Source organism: Lactococcus sp. bn62 (assembly GCF_029492705.2).
Taxonomy (GTDB): domain Bacteria; phylum Bacillota; class Bacilli; order Lactobacillales; family Streptococcaceae; genus Lactococcus; species Lactococcus petauri.
Genome location: NZ_CP120417.1, coordinates 272,653 through 291,474, shown reverse-complemented (window position 1 = coordinate 291,474; position 18,822 = coordinate 272,653). Strand labels below are relative to the sequence as shown.

Here is an 18,822-nt window from a genome sequence, read left to right as displayed (position 1 = left end):
AGGTCTTTCTCAATTATACCATATATCGCCCCCATTCACTAGACAGCTTGACTAATTTACGTCTACAAAAAAGAAGCAAAATGCTGTTTTAATAGCACTGTAGACCGTAAGAAAGGAGCTCCCTCTTCTTTTCTGGCTTTACTTAGATACAGGCTTTTGATATACTTTTAGATAATAGATCAATCATCATTTTAATAAGAAGGGAGGATGCCTCTCTTGGAGATCTTGTAAAGAGTAATCTAAACAGAGCATCTTTTTATACATAAAAATGTCAACAAATTTAGAAATTGAGCATAAGACGATGCTCTCTATGCCGGAGTATGACCGATTGAAAACACTTTTTTCACACGTCACTCCTGTCCGACAGACAAATCACTATCTTGATTCTCAAGATTTTGCACTGCGTAAGAAAAAGTTAGCTCTGCGTATCCGTACCTTTGATCGTTCAGCAGAAATGACACTCAAGGTCCCTCAACAAGTGGGCAATATCGAACATAATATCGACCTTACACTTGAAGAAGCACAATATCTACTCGCACAAAAAAGTATCACTTGCGGTAAAACTGACCTGAGTGAAATTTGCGACATCTTAGTTGAGCGTGGAGTAGATTTGGAGAGTATTACTCTGATTGGGAGTTTAACTACGATCCGCTACGAACAACATCTCCCTATTGGGCTTGCTGCTCTGGATAAGAATGACTATCTGGGTCATACTGATTATGAGTTGGAGCTAGAAGTGACTGATAGTGAACAAGGTAAAAAAGATTTCCTTGCTTTCTTGAAGAAAAACCATATTGAATTTCGTTTTTCAAAATCAAAAGTTGTACGCTTCTTGGACTGTTTACGCCACCTGAAAAAACAATAAAAGTGCTGTTTCAGCACTTTTTTGCATATAATTTGGTCTCCTATATAAAATTTGGTACACTATACAACGTGGATACACAACTGATAAACAATAATATTAAAGATTTTAACAAGGAAAACAATAACTCTCATGTATGATATTCATCATTTTTTCACGCCTATTCTCAATCAATTTTCCGAATTTGATGCGCACAGCTGGTACCTCTATCCAATAGCTACACTTGCTGCAGCTAAAGAATTACGTGACAACAGTGAACTTCCCAAAAATATTGAAAATCTCAACGCGAGCTTTGACCGCCTCCAAAAAATTTCTTCCGATTTCTTGACGATAAATCTACACGGACGAAAGTATGGGCGAAAATTCATCTTAGCTTTACAGGAGAGACTGGACAACCTCAGCATACTAGATTATAACAATCAAATGCGCCATGAGATTCTCTGCGAAATAAAGCTCACAACCGCTGACTTTATTACTCATCGTCAGTTCGCTAAAAAACAAATGATTAAGAATGCTCAGGAATTTTATAAAAATGAGTTTACCCAAGTACCCTCTACTTTAATTTATACCGATACTGAATGTTTACACATCGAAAATTGCTCACAAGCCCTTATTCAAAATTATCTTCGTCACATTGAAAAAACTGCCTAAGGGCAGTTTTTTTGTAGACACAGCCTTAAAGGCTCTGTCTATAATGTCTTGTCTCCATTACAATTTACCTAAAGCAGCTTCCAGTTGTCCTTTGATCACTTCATTTGTCTCCGCAAAAGCTTCAGAGAAATTCTGGTTGAGATCTTTCAGATGACTTGGACGTACTCGTTTCACAAATTTAAGTGCTTTAAGTTTCTTGATTGTCTCGGAAACATCTTCTTCATTCACATAAAGCAAGCTATAATGCGCTTTGCGGCTTGTATAGCCAAGATCCCCATAGTGACTAAGTTGTCTGTTCCCTTTGTAAGAGTTGCAATAGACAAAAAGCGCAATTCTCCCTTGCATTTCAAGCGGACGAACTGTCTTATCTTCCGATTTCTTTGTCAATATTTCTTTATCAATGATGGCGTCCATGACGGCTTCCTCCTTTCAAAGGTAAATTTTCATCTACAAAAATGTGTTCTGAAATTGCTGAACTGATGTCTTTTGTTAGCTCGGATAACAGCTCCTGCAAATCATTTTCAGCTACGCGAAGCTGATAAACCTTCTCATTGAGCAGGATTTCTTTTCGGAGCTGAGCCAGTTCTGGCCTAAAAGCGATATACTCCTGATTGTCCGTAAGAAGTCGGAGCTTAGATTGTAAGTCTTCATCTTCTTCAAAAGCCTTTTTTAAAGCACGATAAGTAGCGACTTCGGGTAATTCCAAAAAATCTTTAACCACTTCATCGATTAAATCATCAATTTCAAACAACTGTTCATTTATGATTAACATAACCTTATTATACCAGAAAACCAACTTTACCGCTTTTTCTCAACCCTCTTCCGTAAACTTTCTCTGTTTTTTCATTTACCATAAATGACATTTTTTATAAGTCTGTTCTAAACATGTAGCACATCATCTTGCCAAATTAATTCAAAAAAGATATAATTAACTGATAATGTCTATAATTGTACATAAAATTACAGAAAGGTTTTTATGAATAATGAAAACAATCAGACCCAGAGAGGTCTGAAAAATCGTCACATCCAGCTTATTGCAATAGCAGGAACTATCGGAACAGGTCTTTTCTTAGGAGCAGGTCAATCTATCAGTATGACCGGGCCTTCCATTCTTTTGATTTATATCATTATTGGTGCCTTGATGTTCATCTTGCTCCGTGCAATCGGTGAAATGCTTTATATGGATCCTGAGCAACACTCTTTCCTTAACTTCGTCAGTCACTATCTAGGCAACAAGGCCGGATATTTTATTCAATGGTCTTATTGGCTTGTTGTTATCTTTATGGCTATGGCTGAGTTAACCGCTGTCGGGGTCTACATCCAGTTCTGGTTACCAAGTGTTCCTGTCTGGCTTACCGAAACCGTTATCCTCTTGGCCTTAACTGCTTTAAACACACTCAATGCTAAATTCTTTGGTGAAACAGAGTTTTGGTTTGGGATGATAAAGATCGTTGCTATCGTTGGTTTGATTGTTACTGCCATCATCATGGCCTTCAGTGGCTTCCAAGCAGATGGTACAACAGTTAGTCTTAGCAATGTGACGAAGGACTTCTCCTTCTTCCCTAATGGCATTACAAACTTCATCGGAAGCTTCCAAATGGTAATGTTTGCCTTTGTTGCGATGGAATTTATCGGAATGACCGCTGCTGAAACCTTGGATCCACGTCCAACACTTAAAAAAGCGATTAATCAAATTCCGATTCGTATTTTAATCTTCTATATCGGAGCACTCACTGCGATTATGTCTATCTATCATTGGACAGATATTCCTGCAGATCAATCTCCATTCGTTATGGTCTTTGACCTTATTGGTTTCAAGTGGGCAGCAGCAGTGATTAACTTTGTCGTCTTGACTTCTGCAGCTTCAGCGCTTAATTCAGCACTCTTCTCAACTACACGTAATCTTTTCTCTCTTTCAAAATTACACGGAGACAAAGCATTACAGCCCTTCACAAAACTTTCGAAAAATGGTATCCCAACAAATGCCCTTTTCTTCACAGCAGCACTAATCTTCTTAGCCCCATTTATCTCACTTATTCCTGGTGTGTCTAACGGCTTTGTCTTTATCACAAGTGTTGCGACTAATCTCTTCTTGATCGTTTATATCATGACCTTGATTGCTTATACAAAATATAGAAAATCAAGTGAGTATCTCGAAGACGGCTTTAAGGTTCCAATGCCGAACGTATTAGTTCCAGTGACTATCGTCGCATTTGGCTTAATCTTTATTTCCCTCTTCTTCTTCAAAGATACACGTATACCAGCGATTGGTTCAGCAATCTGGATCGTCGTCTTCGGGATTATTTCTTATCTCCGTAAAGAAAAAACAGTTGACTTATAAATAAAAAAAACTTCTGAATACAGAAGTTTTTTTATTTATTCTAATTCAAGCTCGATTTCTTCTACTCCAGCTGCTTCAACCTTTACTTTTTCATCTGCTTTTGCTGGTTTAGCATCTTCTTTTTCATTTTCTTCATCACTTTCAATCAAACCGTGATTTTGACGTACTTTACGGTCGATTTCATTGAAAATTTCAGGATTATCTTTAAGGAAGGCTTTCGCTTTCTCCGCACCTTGACCGATCTTTTCGTCATTATAGGAGAACCAAGCACCTGCTTTCTTCACAATGCCTTCTTCAACGGCAATTGTTAAGAGTTCACCTGTTTTAGAAATACCTTCACCAAACATGATATCTACTAAAGCAACTTTAAATGGTGGCGCAACTTTGTTTTTAACAACTTTAATCTTCGTCAACTTACCAATGGCTGTTTTGTTGTCACCAGAGCCTTCTTCGATTTTTGTGCTACCACGAACGTCTAAACGTACAGAAGCATAGAATTTCAAAGCACGACCACCAGGCGTTGTTTCTGGGCTACCAAACATAACACCGACTTTTTCACGCAATTGGTTGATAAAAATCGCCGTTGTTTTTGTTTTGTTGATGCCTGCAGCAAGCTTACGCATGGCTTGACTCATCATACGTGCTTGCAAACCAACTGTCGAATCTCCGATTTCACCGTCAATTTCGGCACGTGGTGTCAAAGCAGCAACAGAGTCGACAACAACAAGGTCCACTGCACCAGATTCAATCAATTTCTCAGCAATTTGCAAGCCTTGCTCACCATAGTCAGGTTGTGACAAAAGAAGTTGGTCAATGTCGACACCAATCGCTGCAGCATAGACGGGATCCAAAGCGTGCTCCGCATCGATAAAGGCAGCAATACCACCTTCAGCTTGCACTTGAGCAACCGCATGTAGCGCAACCGTAGTCTTACCAGAACTTTCTGGACCGTAGATTTCGATGATACGACCTTTAGGATAACCACCGGCACCAAGTGCAATATCCAAAGCCAAACTTCCTGAGCTTGTGACTTGAACTTTTTGACTTGCTGCTTCACCCAAACGCATCAAAGAACCTTTACCAAAATCCTTTTCGATGAGATCAAGCGCATCTTTTAAGGCTTTTTCACGTTCTGCACCATATTTTTTTGTGATATCTTCTAATTTTTTCTTTTTCTTTGTAGCCATTATTTTCTCCGTTAATCTCTTGCTCTTTATATTATAGCATTTTTAATTTTGTTTGAAACTGATTGCACCGCATATTTTAGTACGTAAAAAATTGAAGTTTTCACTCTACTTTTTGACAATATGGGCAAAAATGTGATCCACGACCTGCGACCTTTATCTTTTCAATCACTGCTTGCTGGCAATGTGAACAAAGCTGTCCTTGCTTGCCATAAACCATAAGTAACTCCTGCATACTTCCTTCTTTACCCATCGCATTTTTATACGTCCGAATGCTGGATCCCCCACGTTCAACTGCCGTTTGGAGGACTTCAATCGTATAATCGTGAATGCGGTGAATTTGAACATCGCTCAAGGCTGAAGCAAGCATTTCAGGATGCACTTGTGAGCGCCAAAGTACCTCATCAACATAGATGTTTCCTAGCCCAGCAACTAAAGTCTGGTCTAAAAGATAAGGTTTTATCTTCTTTTTCGATTTCTTTAGTTTTTCAGCAAAAATCTTCTCATCAAAGGTTTCAAAGCTTGGCTCGGGGCCAATCTTTTTCGAAAGGAAATAACGTTCAACATCCTGACTTTTCAATAATTCCCAAGTGCCAAACTTGCGGACATCAGCATAAACAAGTGTCGCATCTGAAAACTTGACAAAGAGATGATCGTGCTTTTGCTTGACAAACTCCAGCGGTTCCACCCGGTATTTCCCCTCCATACGTAAATGGGAAATCAAGGTCCACTGCCCAAAATCAAAAAGCAAGTACTTGCCACGGCGCTGGATATCTTTGATGACTTGACCTTCAAGTTCTTTTTTTAACTCCTCAAATCCTGTTAAAACCATTCGTGGATATGAACTTTCAATCTCCAATATTTTTTTATTTCTCACCAGCTTTTCCAAGCCTTGGCGTACATTTTCGACTTCTGGTAACTCTGGCATCTGTTTGCAGCATCCTATCCTAATTATTGGGTCTAATAAATGGAGAGTACAGCACACTCATGCAAAAGCCGGAGCTCTTCCCACCCATCAAATATTGAACCTATCAATATTATAGTCTATTTCCTTATTAAAATCAATAGATTATATTGGTTTTTTCGATATAACATAAATTTTTTCTTATAAAGATTTTTCAATAAGATAATTAATAAAAAGACTGCTTAATCCCAGACGAAAACGGGAAATCTCTGAGAGATGACAGAGAAAGTCCATAGCCAGAAGCAATTTCACCTCTTTTTCTAACCATTCATTGGACTGCTCAGTAATTAAAATTGTTGGAATTTCTCGTTTTTTAAAATTATGCAAGGCATTGCGAATAGCTGATGACTTGGCATTTGCTGAGAAGAAAATTACCAAGGATTGGCTGGAAAGTCGCTCAAAAACAGTAATTATAAGTTCAGAAGCATAAGAAATACGAATTCGCGAGGAGGGGTAGCCTTTTTTTAATAATAAATAAGAAAAGAGTTCCATCAAAATATACTGGCTCTCCGAAGAAGCGCATAAATAAATAGTTGAAGAAGCATTTATCAAACTTTTAAAGTCTATCAGTAAATTTTTTGTGAGCATTGTTTCCAAACTTACCATAGTCTGGGAAAAGTCACAATCAATCTCCTCCCTTTCCTCATGAGGCAAAGACCAATCAAGCGAATACTTAAAATCAGATACTCCCTTAAACCCTAATTTTTGAATAAAGCGTAAAAGAGAAGACTTGGATGTATAGATGCGTTCTGCCATCTGAGTTAGACTAAGCTTAGGAATATCCGCCCGATGTTCAAGCAAAGCCTGATAAGTCTGCTTTTCGTTGTCAGACAAATCGTTCAAATAGGGTCCAATAATTTCTTCTAACCTTGCCAATATCATTTTCCTCCAATCAAGCTTATTTCTGAATTTCCCCATTTTAACTGTTTCGACATTTACTATAGTCTAACAAAAAATTCGTTTTACTGCTTACGGAACTCCTCCTCCAAAAAAAATCTAAGACAAATCCCAAAAGTTTGGGAAAACTTGTCAACCTTAAGAAATGCTCTATATTATGTGTTCAAATTTTTTTATACTGTAAGTATAAAGAGAAAGGGGCAAGAAGGAATGGATAATCTTCACTTGGAGCAGCTTTATAACTTCCGAGACTTTGGAGGCTATGACACAAGAGATGGGAGGAAACTTAAAAAAGGACTTTTGTACCGTTCAGATGAATTCAGTCATTTGACAGAAAAAGATAAACAAAAGCTGGAACAACTACATATAAAAACGGTCATCGACTATCGGAGCTCCGAAGAACGTCAAGGCAACGAAAATAAAGACTTTGGACAAAAACAAACTTTTTATCTTACTCCTGTCGCTGATATCGCAGCCTTAGCTTCGGCAGAATTTGGGGAAATTGATATGGAGGACCAAAGTACATTAACCCCTGACTTGATTAAGTTTTTAATGATTGAGCAAAACCGTACTTTTGTAACTGATCCCTGCTGTAAGGCAGTTTATAAAAGCATGATAGAGATTTATACAAGCCCTGAGAATGGAATAATCGTTCAACATTGCCGCGGGGGAAAAGACCGTACAGGATATGGTGTCGCTCTTTTGCAAGGTCTACTTGGTGTCGAGAAAAAGGACATTCTCAGAGACTACCTCTTAACGAATCTCTATAAAAAAGACAAAAACCAGCAAAGTCTAAAAAAAATTAGAGAAGAAACAGGCAATCTTTCTCTGGTGAAAGCGATGAGTTATTTCAAAAAGGCAGACACAAGATTTCTTGGCACAGCTCTAAACTACATCGAAGAGCAGTATCAAAGCATTGAAAATTACGTAAAAAAAGAACTTTCAATCACAGAAAGTCAAATTCAGTATCTTAAAGAAAGATATTTAGAAAGTCGTGAGGAATTTTAAAAATGGGTAGCGTTATGAAGAAAATGAATCAAAAAAAATTTAAAAAAATCAAACATGTTCGGCTCTATAATTTAAAGGACTGATGAATCAAATTTTGATTCATCAGTCCTTTTTTAGTTTATTTAAATATAAAACATGTCGTCTATCTAGTAAAATTTAAGTACGACCAAAAATCTAAGATAGAAAGGACGACATGTCTTGAATAATCATATCAAAAAAATGCTACGAATTACAGATGAACATTTAGATTTAACAAATACGGAGGAATATAAAATTAAAGGGAAGAACACTTTAGTTATCTTTGGAGTCTATTCTCCCATGCCTTCGGCTTGTAGGAACTGTGGTTCAACTATTGTTGATAATGAAGGGAAAAGTGTAGTTGTTAGAAATGGAAAAAAGGAAGTAACTATTCAGTTAGATTCTTATCAAAATATGCCCACTATTTTAAAACTGAAGAAACAACGATTCCATTGTAAAAGCTGTTCGCACAATTGGACGGCACAGTGTTCTATTGTTGAAAAAAACTGTCATATCAGTAAATTTATTACTTTGAAAATTTTAGAATTATTAACTGAGAAAATCTCTATGACATTTATAGCTAAACAATGCCACGTTTCATTAACTACAGTTTTAAGAGTTCTTAAGTCAGTTGAATCACAACTCCCGCAACAACTTAAACCACGGAGTTTTCCAGAAGTTTTAATGGTAGATGAGTTTAGATCTCACGCTAGTTATGAAGATAAAATGAGCTTCATATGTGCTGATGGAGAAACAGGTGAATTAGTAGATATTTTACCTAGTAGGAAATTAGATAAAATAATCCCTTACTTCAATCGCTCTCCGTTGGAGGAAAGGGAAAAAGTTAAATTTTTAGTAACAGATATGAATGCTGCTTACTTTCAATTAACTAAAAATGTCTTTCCTACTGCTAAATTAATCATTGATAGGTTCCATATTGTGAAGCATTTGAACACCGCTTTTAATGATTTTAGAGTCCGAGAAATGAAGAGATTAATTACCAATAAGAAAAAGTCAAAAGCAAATAAATTAAAATCAAACTGGAAATTACTTCTAAAAAATCAAACAAATATTTCCATTTCAGAGTTCAAAACTTGGAGAAGTTTTCCTTCTCCAAAGTACCATCTTTTAACGGAATCTATGGTGATTGATCGACTACTCTCATTTTCTTCTGAACTAAAAGAAGCTTATGACATTTTCCATTTATTAATGTATCACTTTAGAAACAAAGATGACCGTTCCTTTTTCGAACTATTGAAAAATCTACCTGATAGCTTGGATACACAATTTAGAGATAAAATAGAAAATCTGATTTCCTATGAAGAAGGTATTAGAAACGCTCTTAAATATAATTTTTCCAATGGAAAAATTGAAGCTAAGAACACTCATATAAAAACACTTAAAAGAGTTTCCTATGGATTCAACTCATTTACAAATATGCGTATAAGAATTTTCTTGATAAACGGCCTTATTAAAATTAAATAACTAAAAAAGATGATAAATCTGAGAGTAATCTCAAGTTTATCATCTTATATATCCGACTCATCAGTCCGATTTGACAAAGAGCCACATGTTCTTGCATCAACCGCAGGAAAAATGTCCACTAATTTATACATGCGGACGATTTCTGAAGCAATGATGGGGATGATGCCCATTATGATGATTAGTTCTCTTGCTTCACTGCTCAATGCGATTGATTTTTGGGGAATCAAACCCTTTTTCCAGAATATCGGTTTGACAAAGTTTTTTGAGCAGATTAATGCTATGACTATTAGTATTGTCGCTGTTTACGTGGCTATATTGATTTCTTATAAACTAGCAACAAATCTCAAACACGAGCCGCTCAATGCGACATTGGTTGGCTTAATGTCCTTCTTTATCCTAAGCAACTTGTCTGTCGAGGACAAGACACAATTTTTAAATCTTGTAGACCTTGGCTCTGCCGGAATATTCGTTGCCATGATTGGTGGACTAGTCGGAACACGACTCTACATTTTCTTCATTGATAAAAAATTAACCATCAAGATGCCCGAATCCGTACCTTTAGTGGTTCAAAAAACTTTTGAATCTATTGTTCCTGGCGTTCTGGTGGCTGCTATAGTGGGCGGAATCTTCCTCCTCGTTTCGCTTACCTCACAAGGTAATATGATTAATTTAATCAATACACTGCTGCAAAAACCGCTTCTTTCTCTCGGCTCAAATATATTTGCAGTCATGTTTATCGTTGCCTTTATCGAATTAATCTGGTTCTTTGGTATTCATGGCGTACTGGCTGTGTATCCTGTCCTGATGATGGTTTACCAGCAACCTCAGATGGCAAACCTTGAAGCTTACAGCGCCGGACAAGCACTTCCTTTTTTATTCACTACTGGTTTTATTTTAAACAACCGCGGTGCTCGAAGCTTTGCTGTTGCCCTACTCGCCATTTTCAAGTGTAAGTCGGAACAGCTCAAATCAGTAGGTAAGCTTGCGCTTATCCCCTCCATGTTTGGAATATCTGAACCAGTAAAATTCGGACTGCCCCAAATCATGAATGTCCGTATGCTCATTCCACTCATGCTAACACCTGCTGTCTCTGTATTTTCCGCATGGCTATTAACAATCATCGGCTTTCTTCCTTATCAAAACGGTGTCAATCTTCCCTCAGGTTTTCCTATTATTTTTGGAGGTTTCTTAACAAATGGCTGGCAAGGGATTGTAGCACAGCTGATACAGTTAATCCTTTGCATACTCATCGATATTCCTTTTATGAAATCACAAGATCTTTCTTATCTGGAAGACGAGAAAACTATATTCCAAGGGGAAAATAAATCCTAAAAATAAAAAAGCAGCTCAAACGAGCCAACTTTTACATATAATCTTCTTTCTTGTAACCAAAGTCAGATAAATCCATCTTACGGTCGCGCCAGTCATTTTTAATCTTGACCCATGTTTCAAGATAAACTTTATCACCCAGCATTAGTTCAATATCACGGCGGGCCAATTTCCCAATCTTACGAATCATATCGCCGCCTTTACCGAGGATTATTCCTTTTTGGCTCTTACGTTCAACAATGATAGTTGCCATGATATGAATTTTACCTGTTTCTTCGTCACGTTTCATCGAATCTGTTGTTACTGCAATGCTATGCGGCACTTCTTCACGTGTCAAAAGCAAGATTTTTTCACGAATCATTTCACTAACTAAAAAGCGTTCTGGATGGTCTGTCACCATATCTTCTGGGAAGTATTGTGGGCCTTCTTCGAGCTTGTTGCTCAATGTTCCGAGTAAACGTTCTGTGTTATTGCCTTGTAGCGCCGAAATTGGCACAACTTCCGCAAAATCCATCTGTGAAGTATAGTCTGAAACAGTTTCAAAAAGTGCATCTGGGTGAACTTTATCAATCTTGTTAACAACCAAAATAACAGGGACATCTGCAGTTTTCAGGCGTTCAATAATCATGTTTTCACCAGTCGAGCGCGGCTCGTCAGCAGCAACCATGAAAAGGACCATGTCACACTCACGAAGCGTAGAATAGGCAGATTGCACCATAAAATCGCCCAAGGCATTATGCGGTTTATGGATACCCGGTGTATCGATAAAGATAATTTGTTCCTTATCTGTCGTATAAATCCCTTGAATTTTATTCCGTGTCGTTTGTGGCTTGTCGCTCATAATCGCTATCTTTTGGCCCATCACATGATTTAAAAATGTTGATTTTCCAACATTGGGACGGCCTAAAATGGCTACAAATCCTGATTTAAAAGTATTATTTGTCATAATGCTATTCTACCATATTTTAGCCTTATATTCTCCCTCTTCTATATTTTCTTGAGGGAAAAGAGAAAGTTTTCAGTGCCTTGATATTAAGTATAGCTCATGCTATAATAAAAATAAGAAAAGGAGCTTGCTACTAACAAGCTCCAATGAGACCGCTTAAGACGGTTGGCATTAGTTAGTCAAAAAATAGACCGAACTGTCCAAAAGTTAGCGGTCTATTTTTTTGTATTCTTTATTATCTCGATAATGAGATGGAGCAGCATCAGGATGAAGCCCGCAAAGGCGAGCATCAAGCTTAAGCTGTTGGAAATACTCAAAAAATCTAGCCTTTCTAGTTTGATAGGGAATTGCCCTGTATCATCGGCATCACCCCTCTTTCTATACTAAGCCAACCGCTTAAAACTCTCTCAGCTTCATTATAGCATAGACGTTGCGCCTTAAAAAGAGCGCTTCTCCTTCTCACTTGTGCTTCTATTCCCCTCGGGAAGCCCTGCAAAACCTGTCTCCACGGAATTTTACCGCTCTAAAAACTTGGCAGTCAGTAAGCCATATTTGGCACACCATTAAAAAACGGATCAAGTCCTCACTTGCTCCATTTTTTATTTTTAGCTGTTGCTCCTCTTATAGAGTTGGTAAGCAACCCGTAGGAAGATAAGTCCTAGAAGTACCGCACCAACTGCCAGAGTATCGCCAACATCTGGCAAGCGCTCCGTGGTTCGTGGTTTGTCTGCTGGAGGCGCTTGGCTTGGCGGTTGCTTCATTCCCACATAAGTGTTGCGAATGGTAAAACCCTTCCGTGCATCGCCGCTTATCTTTGTCTCATAGCCATTGACAGCCAGCTCTTTAACCTGATAGACAATCTCCTTGCCGTCTGCATCAAAGCGTGGCACATCTTGGAAAATCGCCTGCCAGTCGTTCGCTTGACTGAGCTGTTTCCGGCTGACTTCCTCCTGACCTGCAAAGAGCTGAACAATGATGGACTGCGGTTGCAAGTTAGGAGGAAGTTCCTTATGTTCCCAAACTTTTTTCACAGGAATATCCAAACTTTCGCCCAGCAAGGCGCGCTTGTCAAAATGGTTGGTAAAGACCGGCCGTAAGCTCTCAACCCCTTGTCCGTTTTTGCTCAGCCATTGCTTACCTAAGCTCAGCTTGCCATCTAGAGCTTGCTCCACTTGTACATGCCAGGTATACTCTGCATTGTCATAGGTCCAGCCTAAAGTATTTCCACGTTTTTCATGTACCGTAAACTCAAAAGTTCCCGCTCGGTCCAAAGAAACCTGAGGAAAAGAAACGCGCCCGCTATTGGTGATATGCACCGTCTGCCCACCCGGATTCATGATAAAGCTGAAGCGTTCGTCCTGTGGTGCAGGATCGCCTATCAGGCGTTTTTCAATCTCTAACTGCGCCTTAACTGGCGGTATCCATGTGTTATGCAGATCGATAGACCCCGCCTTAGTTTTGGTTTGCCAGCCAGAGATTGGCACTTCGCGAATACGATAGTCTATCTCCTCGCCCGCATCGTCAAACTTGGACAAATTTTCGAAGCGGTAAGTCCAGTCCGGACCGGTCACATCGGTCTGACGGACGACCATATCATCTTGCAGGAGCTGTACTGTGATTTGCTCAGGCACTTGCACACTGTCAGGTTTTTCCCAAGTCTTTTGTCCTGAAAGGGAAATGTTTGAGCGGAGATAGCGGTTAGTCTGGCGGACATAGATATTACGATTGCGATGTTCATCCTCCACGCTTCCTGTGCCATACTCAATGCTCTGCTGGCTGAAGCCCGCATCAAAGCTGTCATGCTCGACCACTCGCCAACGGTCGCCCAGCTCCAGCTCGATAGGTACAGAACTCTCACCACTGCGCAGGCGAATCTCCCGGTCTTTCACATCATTGATATAGAGGTCAAACACAAACTCATGGCCTGCGTCATAACCCACACCTTCGACAAGCTTTTGCAAAATCAACTTGGCGCGCTCGGACGGGATACGGTAGTTGGGAAAACGCACGACATGCAAGTCGTTATTATCAGCAGGAACTTCATCAGAGTCGTCAGAGTCATCCGCATCATCATTAGTTTCCATCTCTACTGTCTTTTCCGTCTTATGCGCCTTATTGGCTTGCTCTTCCTTGGGCACATTGACCGTGTGCCCCTTGATTTCTTGTAGGGCTTCGATATAAGAGTCGGTGGAAATTTCTCGCAACCTGTAGGTCAAGCCCGGTGGTAAATCCTGAAAGAGGGCTTTCTGACCGTGGCGCAAGCGAATGATATCGCCTGAGACGAAGTCGATTAAGTCCCCTTCTTTATCGCCTTCCACAATCCTATACTGGAAAGTCCGCCCTTCATGAGGTTCAAGTATCACCTCAAACTCAAAGTATTCTTTGAGGTCGGCAGAATCATCCGAGTAGAGGAACTTGGTAAAGGCAAGTGCTGTAAAGCTTGGCAACTGACCCTCGGGCTGATAGATATTGCGGAAGAGATGGCGGTTCCCCGCTGTATCTGCTACTATCTCCCCACGGATATACTCCGTCTCAGAGACAAAGTCCGTCCTAACTGACTCAATAACCTTATAGGATATGCCGATGGGCAAGTCATGGATAATGAGAATCTCGCCATGACGGAGCTTTATCGTGTCGCCATGCGCAAGCTTGCCTTCACGAATGTCGTCGTCATTCTCCGGATCATCGTCGATTTGGTAGCGGTTTGTGGTATAGCGAAAGCTAGCATCTTCTGGCACATCAGGAAGTTGGATGGTAAATTCAAACTCCAGTAGCTTTTGTTCTTCGGTCACCTCAGAGCCGTCAAAGTTTATCACTTCTTTCTTAATATCAAGCGTGCGTGTCTTACCAAAGTTGGTAAAAGCTACGACAGACGGTGCTTCATGGTTGATATTACCCGAGGTATTATGGGCTTGCCCATGCTGGAAGCCAACTTCCTCCACCTCATAATGTAGGCCGACAGGCAGAGCGCTAAAGACCGCACGCTGTCCGTGGCGGAGCTTCAATGTCTCTCCTGAAGCCAGCTGATGTTCCTCGCCCTCGCCATTGATCTGGTAGCTGTACGTGCCCCCATCAGAGAAGGTCACGCGAAATTCAAACTTTTGCGCGCCTTGCAGCTCGGAAAGCTCGCGCCCGTCGTCGTTTTTCAGTGTCTTTTCGATGATGAGGTCGCCTGAGAGCCGGCGGTTGTAGGCGGTCACGACCGTAGAGCCGTTGGGCGTGCTGGGCTCAACTGTGAAGTCGTAGCGCTTTAGCTCCTGTCCTTGCTGATCCTTATCGGGCGCAAAGCCATAAGGCAGACGGACTTCACGGAAGAAATACCGCCCTGGTGGCAAGGCAACACTTATCCGCCCGTCTGCATCGGTGGTCCTAACCGTACCCACCTGCTCATAAACTTCGGGGTCTTGCTGAGTGATTTCATAGAGGGCAAAGTCGGCGCCGGGGACAGGGATGTTGGTTGTGTTTCCTGCTGTATCTCGCTCCAGCTTGAGTAGCTGGACGGTACGCTTGGCGGTCTGTACCTGTCCATCATTGATGGCGCTTTGTCTGCCGCTGCTCCAAGCCCAGGTTCCTGTTATCCCTGTGGCAAGTAATAACAAACAAAGTAGCGAAAAGAGGACAGGGCGTTTAGCTACCAGTCCGCGAAAAATCTGCTGGAATTTACTCAAAACCTGTCCTCCTTTCTTTAGTGATGTTGTGGGTTAAAATAATTTTAGTCTAATCATGGTGATGCATATAAATCTCTTCTAAGATAGTTCCCATATTACTTACAGAAATATTATTCTGAGTGTCTTCTTCAGCGAAGTCTGTTATCCCATCTGGTGTAGCGGCTGCGAAACCTCCGATAACATGGAGTTTATAAGTCCAGTCCATATCGATGTCTCCAAGACCAGGTTGTCGCACTTTATTGTCTACCAAAAAGCTTGTCGCCTGACCGCCGGCAGCGCTCCCCGGCGTCGCTCCGTCTAAGAAGTCTGCCCAGTAAGCCCAGCCTGTAGCTCGGTCAAACACCCAGAAGTTCCCAACTCTGTCTTCCGCCTCAAGCCCAACCCATTGGTCAAAAGGAATTGGGGCGCGGTCTTGCTCCAAGACTTGTGCTGCTGTATGCTCTTCTTCCGAGTGATTGTGAGGGGCACCTATCATTGCTGGAAGGGCAAATGCTGTGTCTCCTCCAGACCAATAGCCGTCTGTTCCGTCACCGGGATGTGTGATGCCAGGAACAGTTAAAGATAAATCCTGTGCACGTCCGGAAGCCGCAGTTTCATCGCTATTTGGATTGAAGTTAAAGGTTGGCATGTACCACGGACGATTGTCACCACGTGGTGTTGACTGTCCCAGCTGCAAGTGGAAATAATTATCCATAAAATGCAACGGGTTATCTTGCATAGTACGGTGACCAAGCGCCGCAAAGTGCTCTGTATCCCCCTGGGTTAAAGAGGAGTCATAAGCAGGGATGAAGACTGGCCATGTGTCTGGGTCTTCCGGGTCAATGTCTGTGGTTGATTCGGCATTGATTACATTACCATTCTCATCGACAGGGAGACCATTACGCATAAAGAGCTCTGTAAGTTTGACACGTACGAAGACAGGCTCCGTACCAAAGTTCTCGACGAAAACGTCCTTGTTGGATGCCGCTTCATCATCTTGGAAGTAGTCATGGACACGCGCCCCATATTCTGGACGGTTGGTGTCTTCCGTGATATTGAGGACACGCTGTCCGAAGTTGGTAAAGGCGAAAGTTCCACCGATCAGGGCAAGCGCCGCAGCAAGGCCACCAATCTTGAGGAGTTTTTTGGTTCTATCTTTCATAAAATCATAATTCCTTTTCTTTTTTTATTTTTTGAGTGTTGAAACTTTATAGAGACGGTATTTTTCGGTGTGATAGTATCCTCCTTTAGTTGTCTTTTTCTTTAGTTGATGATTTTGTCGAGGAGCGTTTGCGCTGAGGGCGAAACTCCTGTCCAGTCGCCCACATCCTCGGATGTTGCCAAGTCGGACTCGGCATAAAGCCCGTAGTAGGTGTCTTTGTTGTCAAAGTCCACCTCTAGAGCATCCAGTAGAAGACTGGTCGCTGTGCGCTGGGGCAACCATGTCGCCCAGTAAAGCCAACCGTTATCATCATGCACCCAGAAGTTGCCAGTCGGCTTACCTGTGCTCTGCCATTCCTGCAGGGTCATGTAGCCGCCAAAGTCGGACTGGACCGTTGCCTGTGCCACGTGGGTCACATCAGGTATCACCACCTCTACTTCTGCTGCCTTGTCCCAAGTGCGTAAGTCAGACGTATGCTTTTGTCCCTCGCTCCACTGATCGTGCGTGCCGGGCATCGGTATCCCTAAGTCAGTGTTGAATCCTCCTGTCTGCCCTTCACGCCCGTCTCCTGTGGTATTGGACTCGGCACTGTGATTGTTTTGGTTAAAGGTCGGCATGAAGATTTTCGGACGACTATTGTCATCGCCCAGATAGAGCGTGACAAAGTCCGCCATCGTAGAGTTGCTCGCGCGCTCAGGTTTAACAACCGCCCAAGAGCTGTGATCAGTAAGCTGGGCTTGCTCTAAACCTGCACCTTCCAGTGGCCTCGCTTGATTGCCTGTCAGCTCGCCCGCGCCCTGTCCACGCTCCATGTACTCGCTCAGAAGCACTCGAGCCAAGATTTTTCTTGAGGAGAAGTTCTCCACATAGATATCTTTGTTTACTCTACCTGACCCATTGGTCAGATGACCAAAACCCTCAAAGTCATCATGCAAGCGTGCACCGGGCGGTGCTTGATGAAAAGTTATACCCAGCACACGTTGTCCGAAGTTGGTAAAGACAAAGGTGCCACTCACGCTAAGACTTAATGTTGTCAGAAGAAGGACGAAAATGATATGCCTTTTCTTGTAATGCCACAGAAAGCGCAAGCTTTTTGGGCAGGCTTTGACAGCTAGAGTGCACTTTTGCAAAGCCCATTTCTCAAAAAACTTCGTGCGCTGTTTCATATGTCCGCACCTCGCTTTCTGTCACATCGCGCGTTTGCCGTCCCCCTTTTTTCTTTTTCAACTTCCGCTATTTCAATGCCAAAAGGATATAGTTGATAATCTCATGGAGCAACAAGGTAGCAATTAACATGACGATAACTGAAACAATCAGATTGTTTCGGATAAAGTGAATGGCGCGCCCCAGCGGATAGCTGGAAAAGATAACCTGCCCGATGATGTTGCTGGCATGGACCATATCGGCATCTTCACGCTGGTTGTCCGTCCCCTTAGTCGTGAAACCTCGCTCACGGGTCCGCAGATGATTTTCCTCGATGCCTGTGATACGGTGGGTCACCACTCGATCGGACTCGGTGATAAAGGTAATATCATCACCGATATCCAGTGTATTAGCATCCACCTGTCGAGTCAGGAGGAAGGTATTTCGTGGATAAACGCTGCGCATAGAGTTAGACAATACAGTCATGGGCGAAAAACCACCTATATTGATGGGCTTACTGGCTTCATCCTGCAAGATTAAGCGTGATTCGACAAAGACCAAAAGCACGATGATGATAAGGTAGAAAAAAGCATTGCTCACAAGGCTAGCGCCTTTTGATTTGGGCTTTGCTGGGTGGTTACTGCCATAATCCTCAAAAGCCAGCTGTGGACTGTGCCGATGATAAAACTCCGAGCGCGCCGCCGGCGATACCGTCATCTGACTGACGACCAGTGTCGGATAACGCCTTGCCTCTTGAGGAAAGGCGGTATAACAATGGTAAGGCTTTTGGGGATCAGTATGTAGCACATCCTTTCCCACAGCTACAGCTGTAGGTGGTTGCTCCTTAACTATGTCGTTGCTGTCGGGCACAACTGCTGGACTTTTGTTGCGCAAGATTTCTGATGGGGCTGATTCTGATGGGGCATCCTTCAGCCGTGCTTCGCTGGCTGAGAGGATGAGTTCCACTTCATCGAGAAGGTCTTGGATGTCCGGTGAAAATTCAAGAGCATCCAAGGTAAACTTGCCGCCACCACTCAGATCCCAACTTTTCAGCGTATCGAGCGGGTAGGGTGTCTTGTCCATTCCTTTCCTCCTTTCTATCCAAAGTATGATTTCTCTCTTTATATAAATTTTGAGTTACATATGTATATATATAACATTTCTAATATTTATATAGTTACATTT

The 18,822-nt window shown here is 41.6% G+C and carries 16 protein-coding genes and 1 pseudogene; 6 read left to right on the top strand and 11 right to left on the bottom strand.

The genetic code is table 11. The features are described from left to right. The first annotated feature begins 268 nt into the window (after positions 1–268). Together P3G65_RS01530 and P3G65_RS01525 are read left to right on the top strand one after the other, a co-directional pair. Complete coding sequence (locus P3G65_RS01530; RefSeq protein ID WP_019291384.1) at positions 269–865, top strand: CYTH domain-containing protein; 597 nt, start codon at positions 269–271, stop codon at positions 863–865. A gap of 129 nt (positions 866–994) precedes the next feature. Beyond that, complete coding sequence (locus P3G65_RS01525; protein WP_019291385.1) at positions 995–1,513, top strand: hypothetical protein; 519 nt, start codon at positions 995–997, stop codon at positions 1,511–1,513. A 57-nt stretch (positions 1,514–1,570) separates the two neighbouring features. On the opposite strand, the gene P3G65_RS01520 is transcribed toward P3G65_RS01525, so the two are convergent. After that, positions 1,571–1,927 (bottom strand): YlbG family protein, encoded by a 357-nt coding sequence (locus P3G65_RS01520; protein WP_019291386.1) that lies wholly within the window; start codon positions 1,925–1,927, stop codon positions 1,571–1,573. Then, the gene (locus tag P3G65_RS01515) at positions 1,911–2,285 is read right to left on the bottom strand and encodes a YlbF family regulator (protein WP_019291387.1); all 375 of its coding nucleotides are present in this window, start codon (positions 2,283–2,285) and stop codon (positions 1,911–1,913) included. The genes P3G65_RS01520 and P3G65_RS01515 overlap by 17 nt, the downstream gene beginning before the upstream one ends. 204 nt (positions 2,286–2,489) lie before the next feature. Between P3G65_RS01515 and P3G65_RS01510 the strand changes: the two genes are divergently transcribed. Next, positions 2,490–3,854: an amino acid permease gene (locus P3G65_RS01510; protein WP_019291388.1), complete on the top strand. Its 1,365-nt coding sequence runs from the start codon at positions 2,490–2,492 to the stop codon at positions 3,852–3,854. Between the two features lie 35 nt (positions 3,855–3,889). On the opposite strand, the gene recA is transcribed toward P3G65_RS01510, so the two are convergent. The 3 genes from recA to P3G65_RS01495 form a co-directional block, all read right to left on the bottom strand. Continuing rightward, positions 3,890–5,041, bottom strand: coding sequence for a recombinase RecA (recA, locus tag P3G65_RS01505; RefSeq protein ID WP_019291389.1), 1,152 nt, complete (start codon positions 5,039–5,041; stop codon positions 3,890–3,892). 100 nt (positions 5,042–5,141) lie between these two features. Next, on the bottom strand, positions 5,142–5,966 hold the full coding sequence (mutM, locus tag P3G65_RS01500; protein WP_019291390.1) for a DNA-formamidopyrimidine glycosylase: 825 nt from the start codon (positions 5,964–5,966) through the stop codon (positions 5,142–5,144). Positions 5,967–6,143: 177 nt separating this feature from the next. Then, complete coding sequence (locus tag P3G65_RS01495; RefSeq protein WP_019291391.1) at positions 6,144–6,884, bottom strand: MurR/RpiR family transcriptional regulator; 741 nt, start codon at positions 6,882–6,884, stop codon at positions 6,144–6,146. A gap of 225 nt (positions 6,885–7,109) precedes the next feature. On the opposite strand from P3G65_RS01495, the gene P3G65_RS01490 reads away from it, so the two are divergent. The 3 genes from P3G65_RS01490 to P3G65_RS01480 all read left to right on the top strand — a co-directional run bounded on the left by P3G65_RS01490 (position 7,110) and on the right by P3G65_RS01480 (position 10,742). Next, positions 7,110–7,907 carry a tyrosine-protein phosphatase gene (locus P3G65_RS01490; RefSeq protein WP_019291392.1) on the top strand — a complete coding sequence of 266 codons (798 nt, stop codon included), beginning with the start codon at positions 7,110–7,112 and terminating at the stop codon, positions 7,905–7,907. Between the two features lie 198 nt (positions 7,908–8,105). Beyond that, a complete protein-coding gene (locus P3G65_RS01485; RefSeq protein WP_089202021.1) occupies positions 8,106–9,410 on the top strand; it encodes an ISL3 family transposase in 1,305 nt (434 codons plus the stop codon). Between the two features lie 111 nt (positions 9,411–9,521). Then, on the top strand, positions 9,522–10,742 hold the full coding sequence (locus P3G65_RS01480; protein WP_284071358.1) for a PTS sugar transporter subunit IIC: 1,221 nt from the start codon (positions 9,522–9,524) through the stop codon (positions 10,740–10,742). 31 nt (positions 10,743–10,773) lie between these two features. Here the strand turns inward: P3G65_RS01480 and era are convergent, their stop codons facing one another. From era to P3G65_RS01455, 6 genes and pseudogenes are all read right to left on the bottom strand, one after another. Next, the gene (gene era / locus P3G65_RS01475) at positions 10,774–11,685 is read right to left on the bottom strand and encodes a GTPase Era (protein WP_019291394.1); all 912 of its coding nucleotides are present in this window, start codon (positions 11,683–11,685) and stop codon (positions 10,774–10,776) included. A gap of 215 nt (positions 11,686–11,900) precedes the next feature. Next, positions 11,901–12,002, bottom strand: coding sequence for a putative holin-like toxin (locus P3G65_RS11865; protein WP_080569884.1), 102 nt, complete (start codon positions 12,000–12,002; stop codon positions 11,901–11,903). Positions 12,003–12,290: 288 nt separating this feature from the next. Further along, positions 12,291–15,353 (bottom strand): Cna B-type domain-containing protein, encoded by a 3,063-nt coding sequence (locus P3G65_RS01470; RefSeq protein ID WP_019291396.1) that lies wholly within the window; start codon positions 15,351–15,353, stop codon positions 12,291–12,293. A gap of 49 nt (positions 15,354–15,402) precedes the next feature. Then, on the bottom strand, positions 15,403–16,494 hold the full coding sequence (locus tag P3G65_RS01465; protein WP_019335968.1) for a hypothetical protein: 1,092 nt from the start codon (positions 16,492–16,494) through the stop codon (positions 15,403–15,405). Between the two features lie 101 nt (positions 16,495–16,595). Continuing rightward, positions 16,596–17,660 carry a hypothetical protein gene (locus tag P3G65_RS01460; RefSeq protein ID WP_019291398.1) on the bottom strand — a complete coding sequence of 355 codons (1,065 nt, stop codon included), beginning with the start codon at positions 17,658–17,660 and terminating at the stop codon, positions 16,596–16,598. A gap of 70 nt (positions 17,661–17,730) precedes the next feature. Further along, positions 17,731–18,720: pseudogene (locus P3G65_RS01455) on the bottom strand (signal peptidase I); the annotation flags it as partial. Positions 18,721–18,822: the final 102 nt, after the last annotated feature.

Coding starts and splice junctions, on each gene's coding strand:
- P3G65_RS01490 (WP_019291392.1), top strand. CDS start 7,110: ATGGATAATCTTCACTTGGAGCAGCTTTATAACTTCCGAGACTTTGGA.
- era (WP_019291394.1), bottom strand. CDS start 11,685: ATGACAAATAATACTTTTAAATCAGGATTTGTAGCCATTTTAGGCCGT.
- P3G65_RS01460 (WP_019291398.1), bottom strand. CDS start 17,660: ATGAAACAGCGCACGAAGTTTTTTGAGAAATGGGCTTTGCAAAAGTGC.
- P3G65_RS01510 (WP_019291388.1), top strand. CDS start 2,490: ATGAATAATGAAAACAATCAGACCCAGAGAGGTCTGAAAAATCGTCAC.
- recA (WP_019291389.1), bottom strand. CDS start 5,041: ATGGCTACAAAGAAAAAGAAAAAATTAGAAGATATCACAAAAAAATAT.
- P3G65_RS01465 (WP_019335968.1), bottom strand. CDS start 16,494: ATGAAAGATAGAACCAAAAAACTCCTCAAGATTGGTGGCCTTGCTGCG.
- P3G65_RS01525 (WP_019291385.1), top strand. CDS start 995: ATGTATGATATTCATCATTTTTTCACGCCTATTCTCAATCAATTTTCC.
- P3G65_RS01515 (WP_019291387.1), bottom strand. CDS start 2,285: ATGTTAATCATAAATGAACAGTTGTTTGAAATTGATGATTTAATCGAT.
- mutM (WP_019291390.1), bottom strand. CDS start 5,966: ATGCCAGAGTTACCAGAAGTCGAAAATGTACGCCAAGGCTTGGAAAAG.
- P3G65_RS01520 (WP_019291386.1), bottom strand. CDS start 1,927: ATGGACGCCATCATTGATAAAGAAATATTGACAAAGAAATCGGAAGAT.
- P3G65_RS01530 (WP_019291384.1), top strand. CDS start 269: ATGTCAACAAATTTAGAAATTGAGCATAAGACGATGCTCTCTATGCCG.
- P3G65_RS01480 (WP_284071358.1), top strand. CDS start 9,522: ATGTCCACTAATTTATACATGCGGACGATTTCTGAAGCAATGATGGGG.
- P3G65_RS01495 (WP_019291391.1), bottom strand. CDS start 6,884: ATGATATTGGCAAGGTTAGAAGAAATTATTGGACCCTATTTGAACGAT.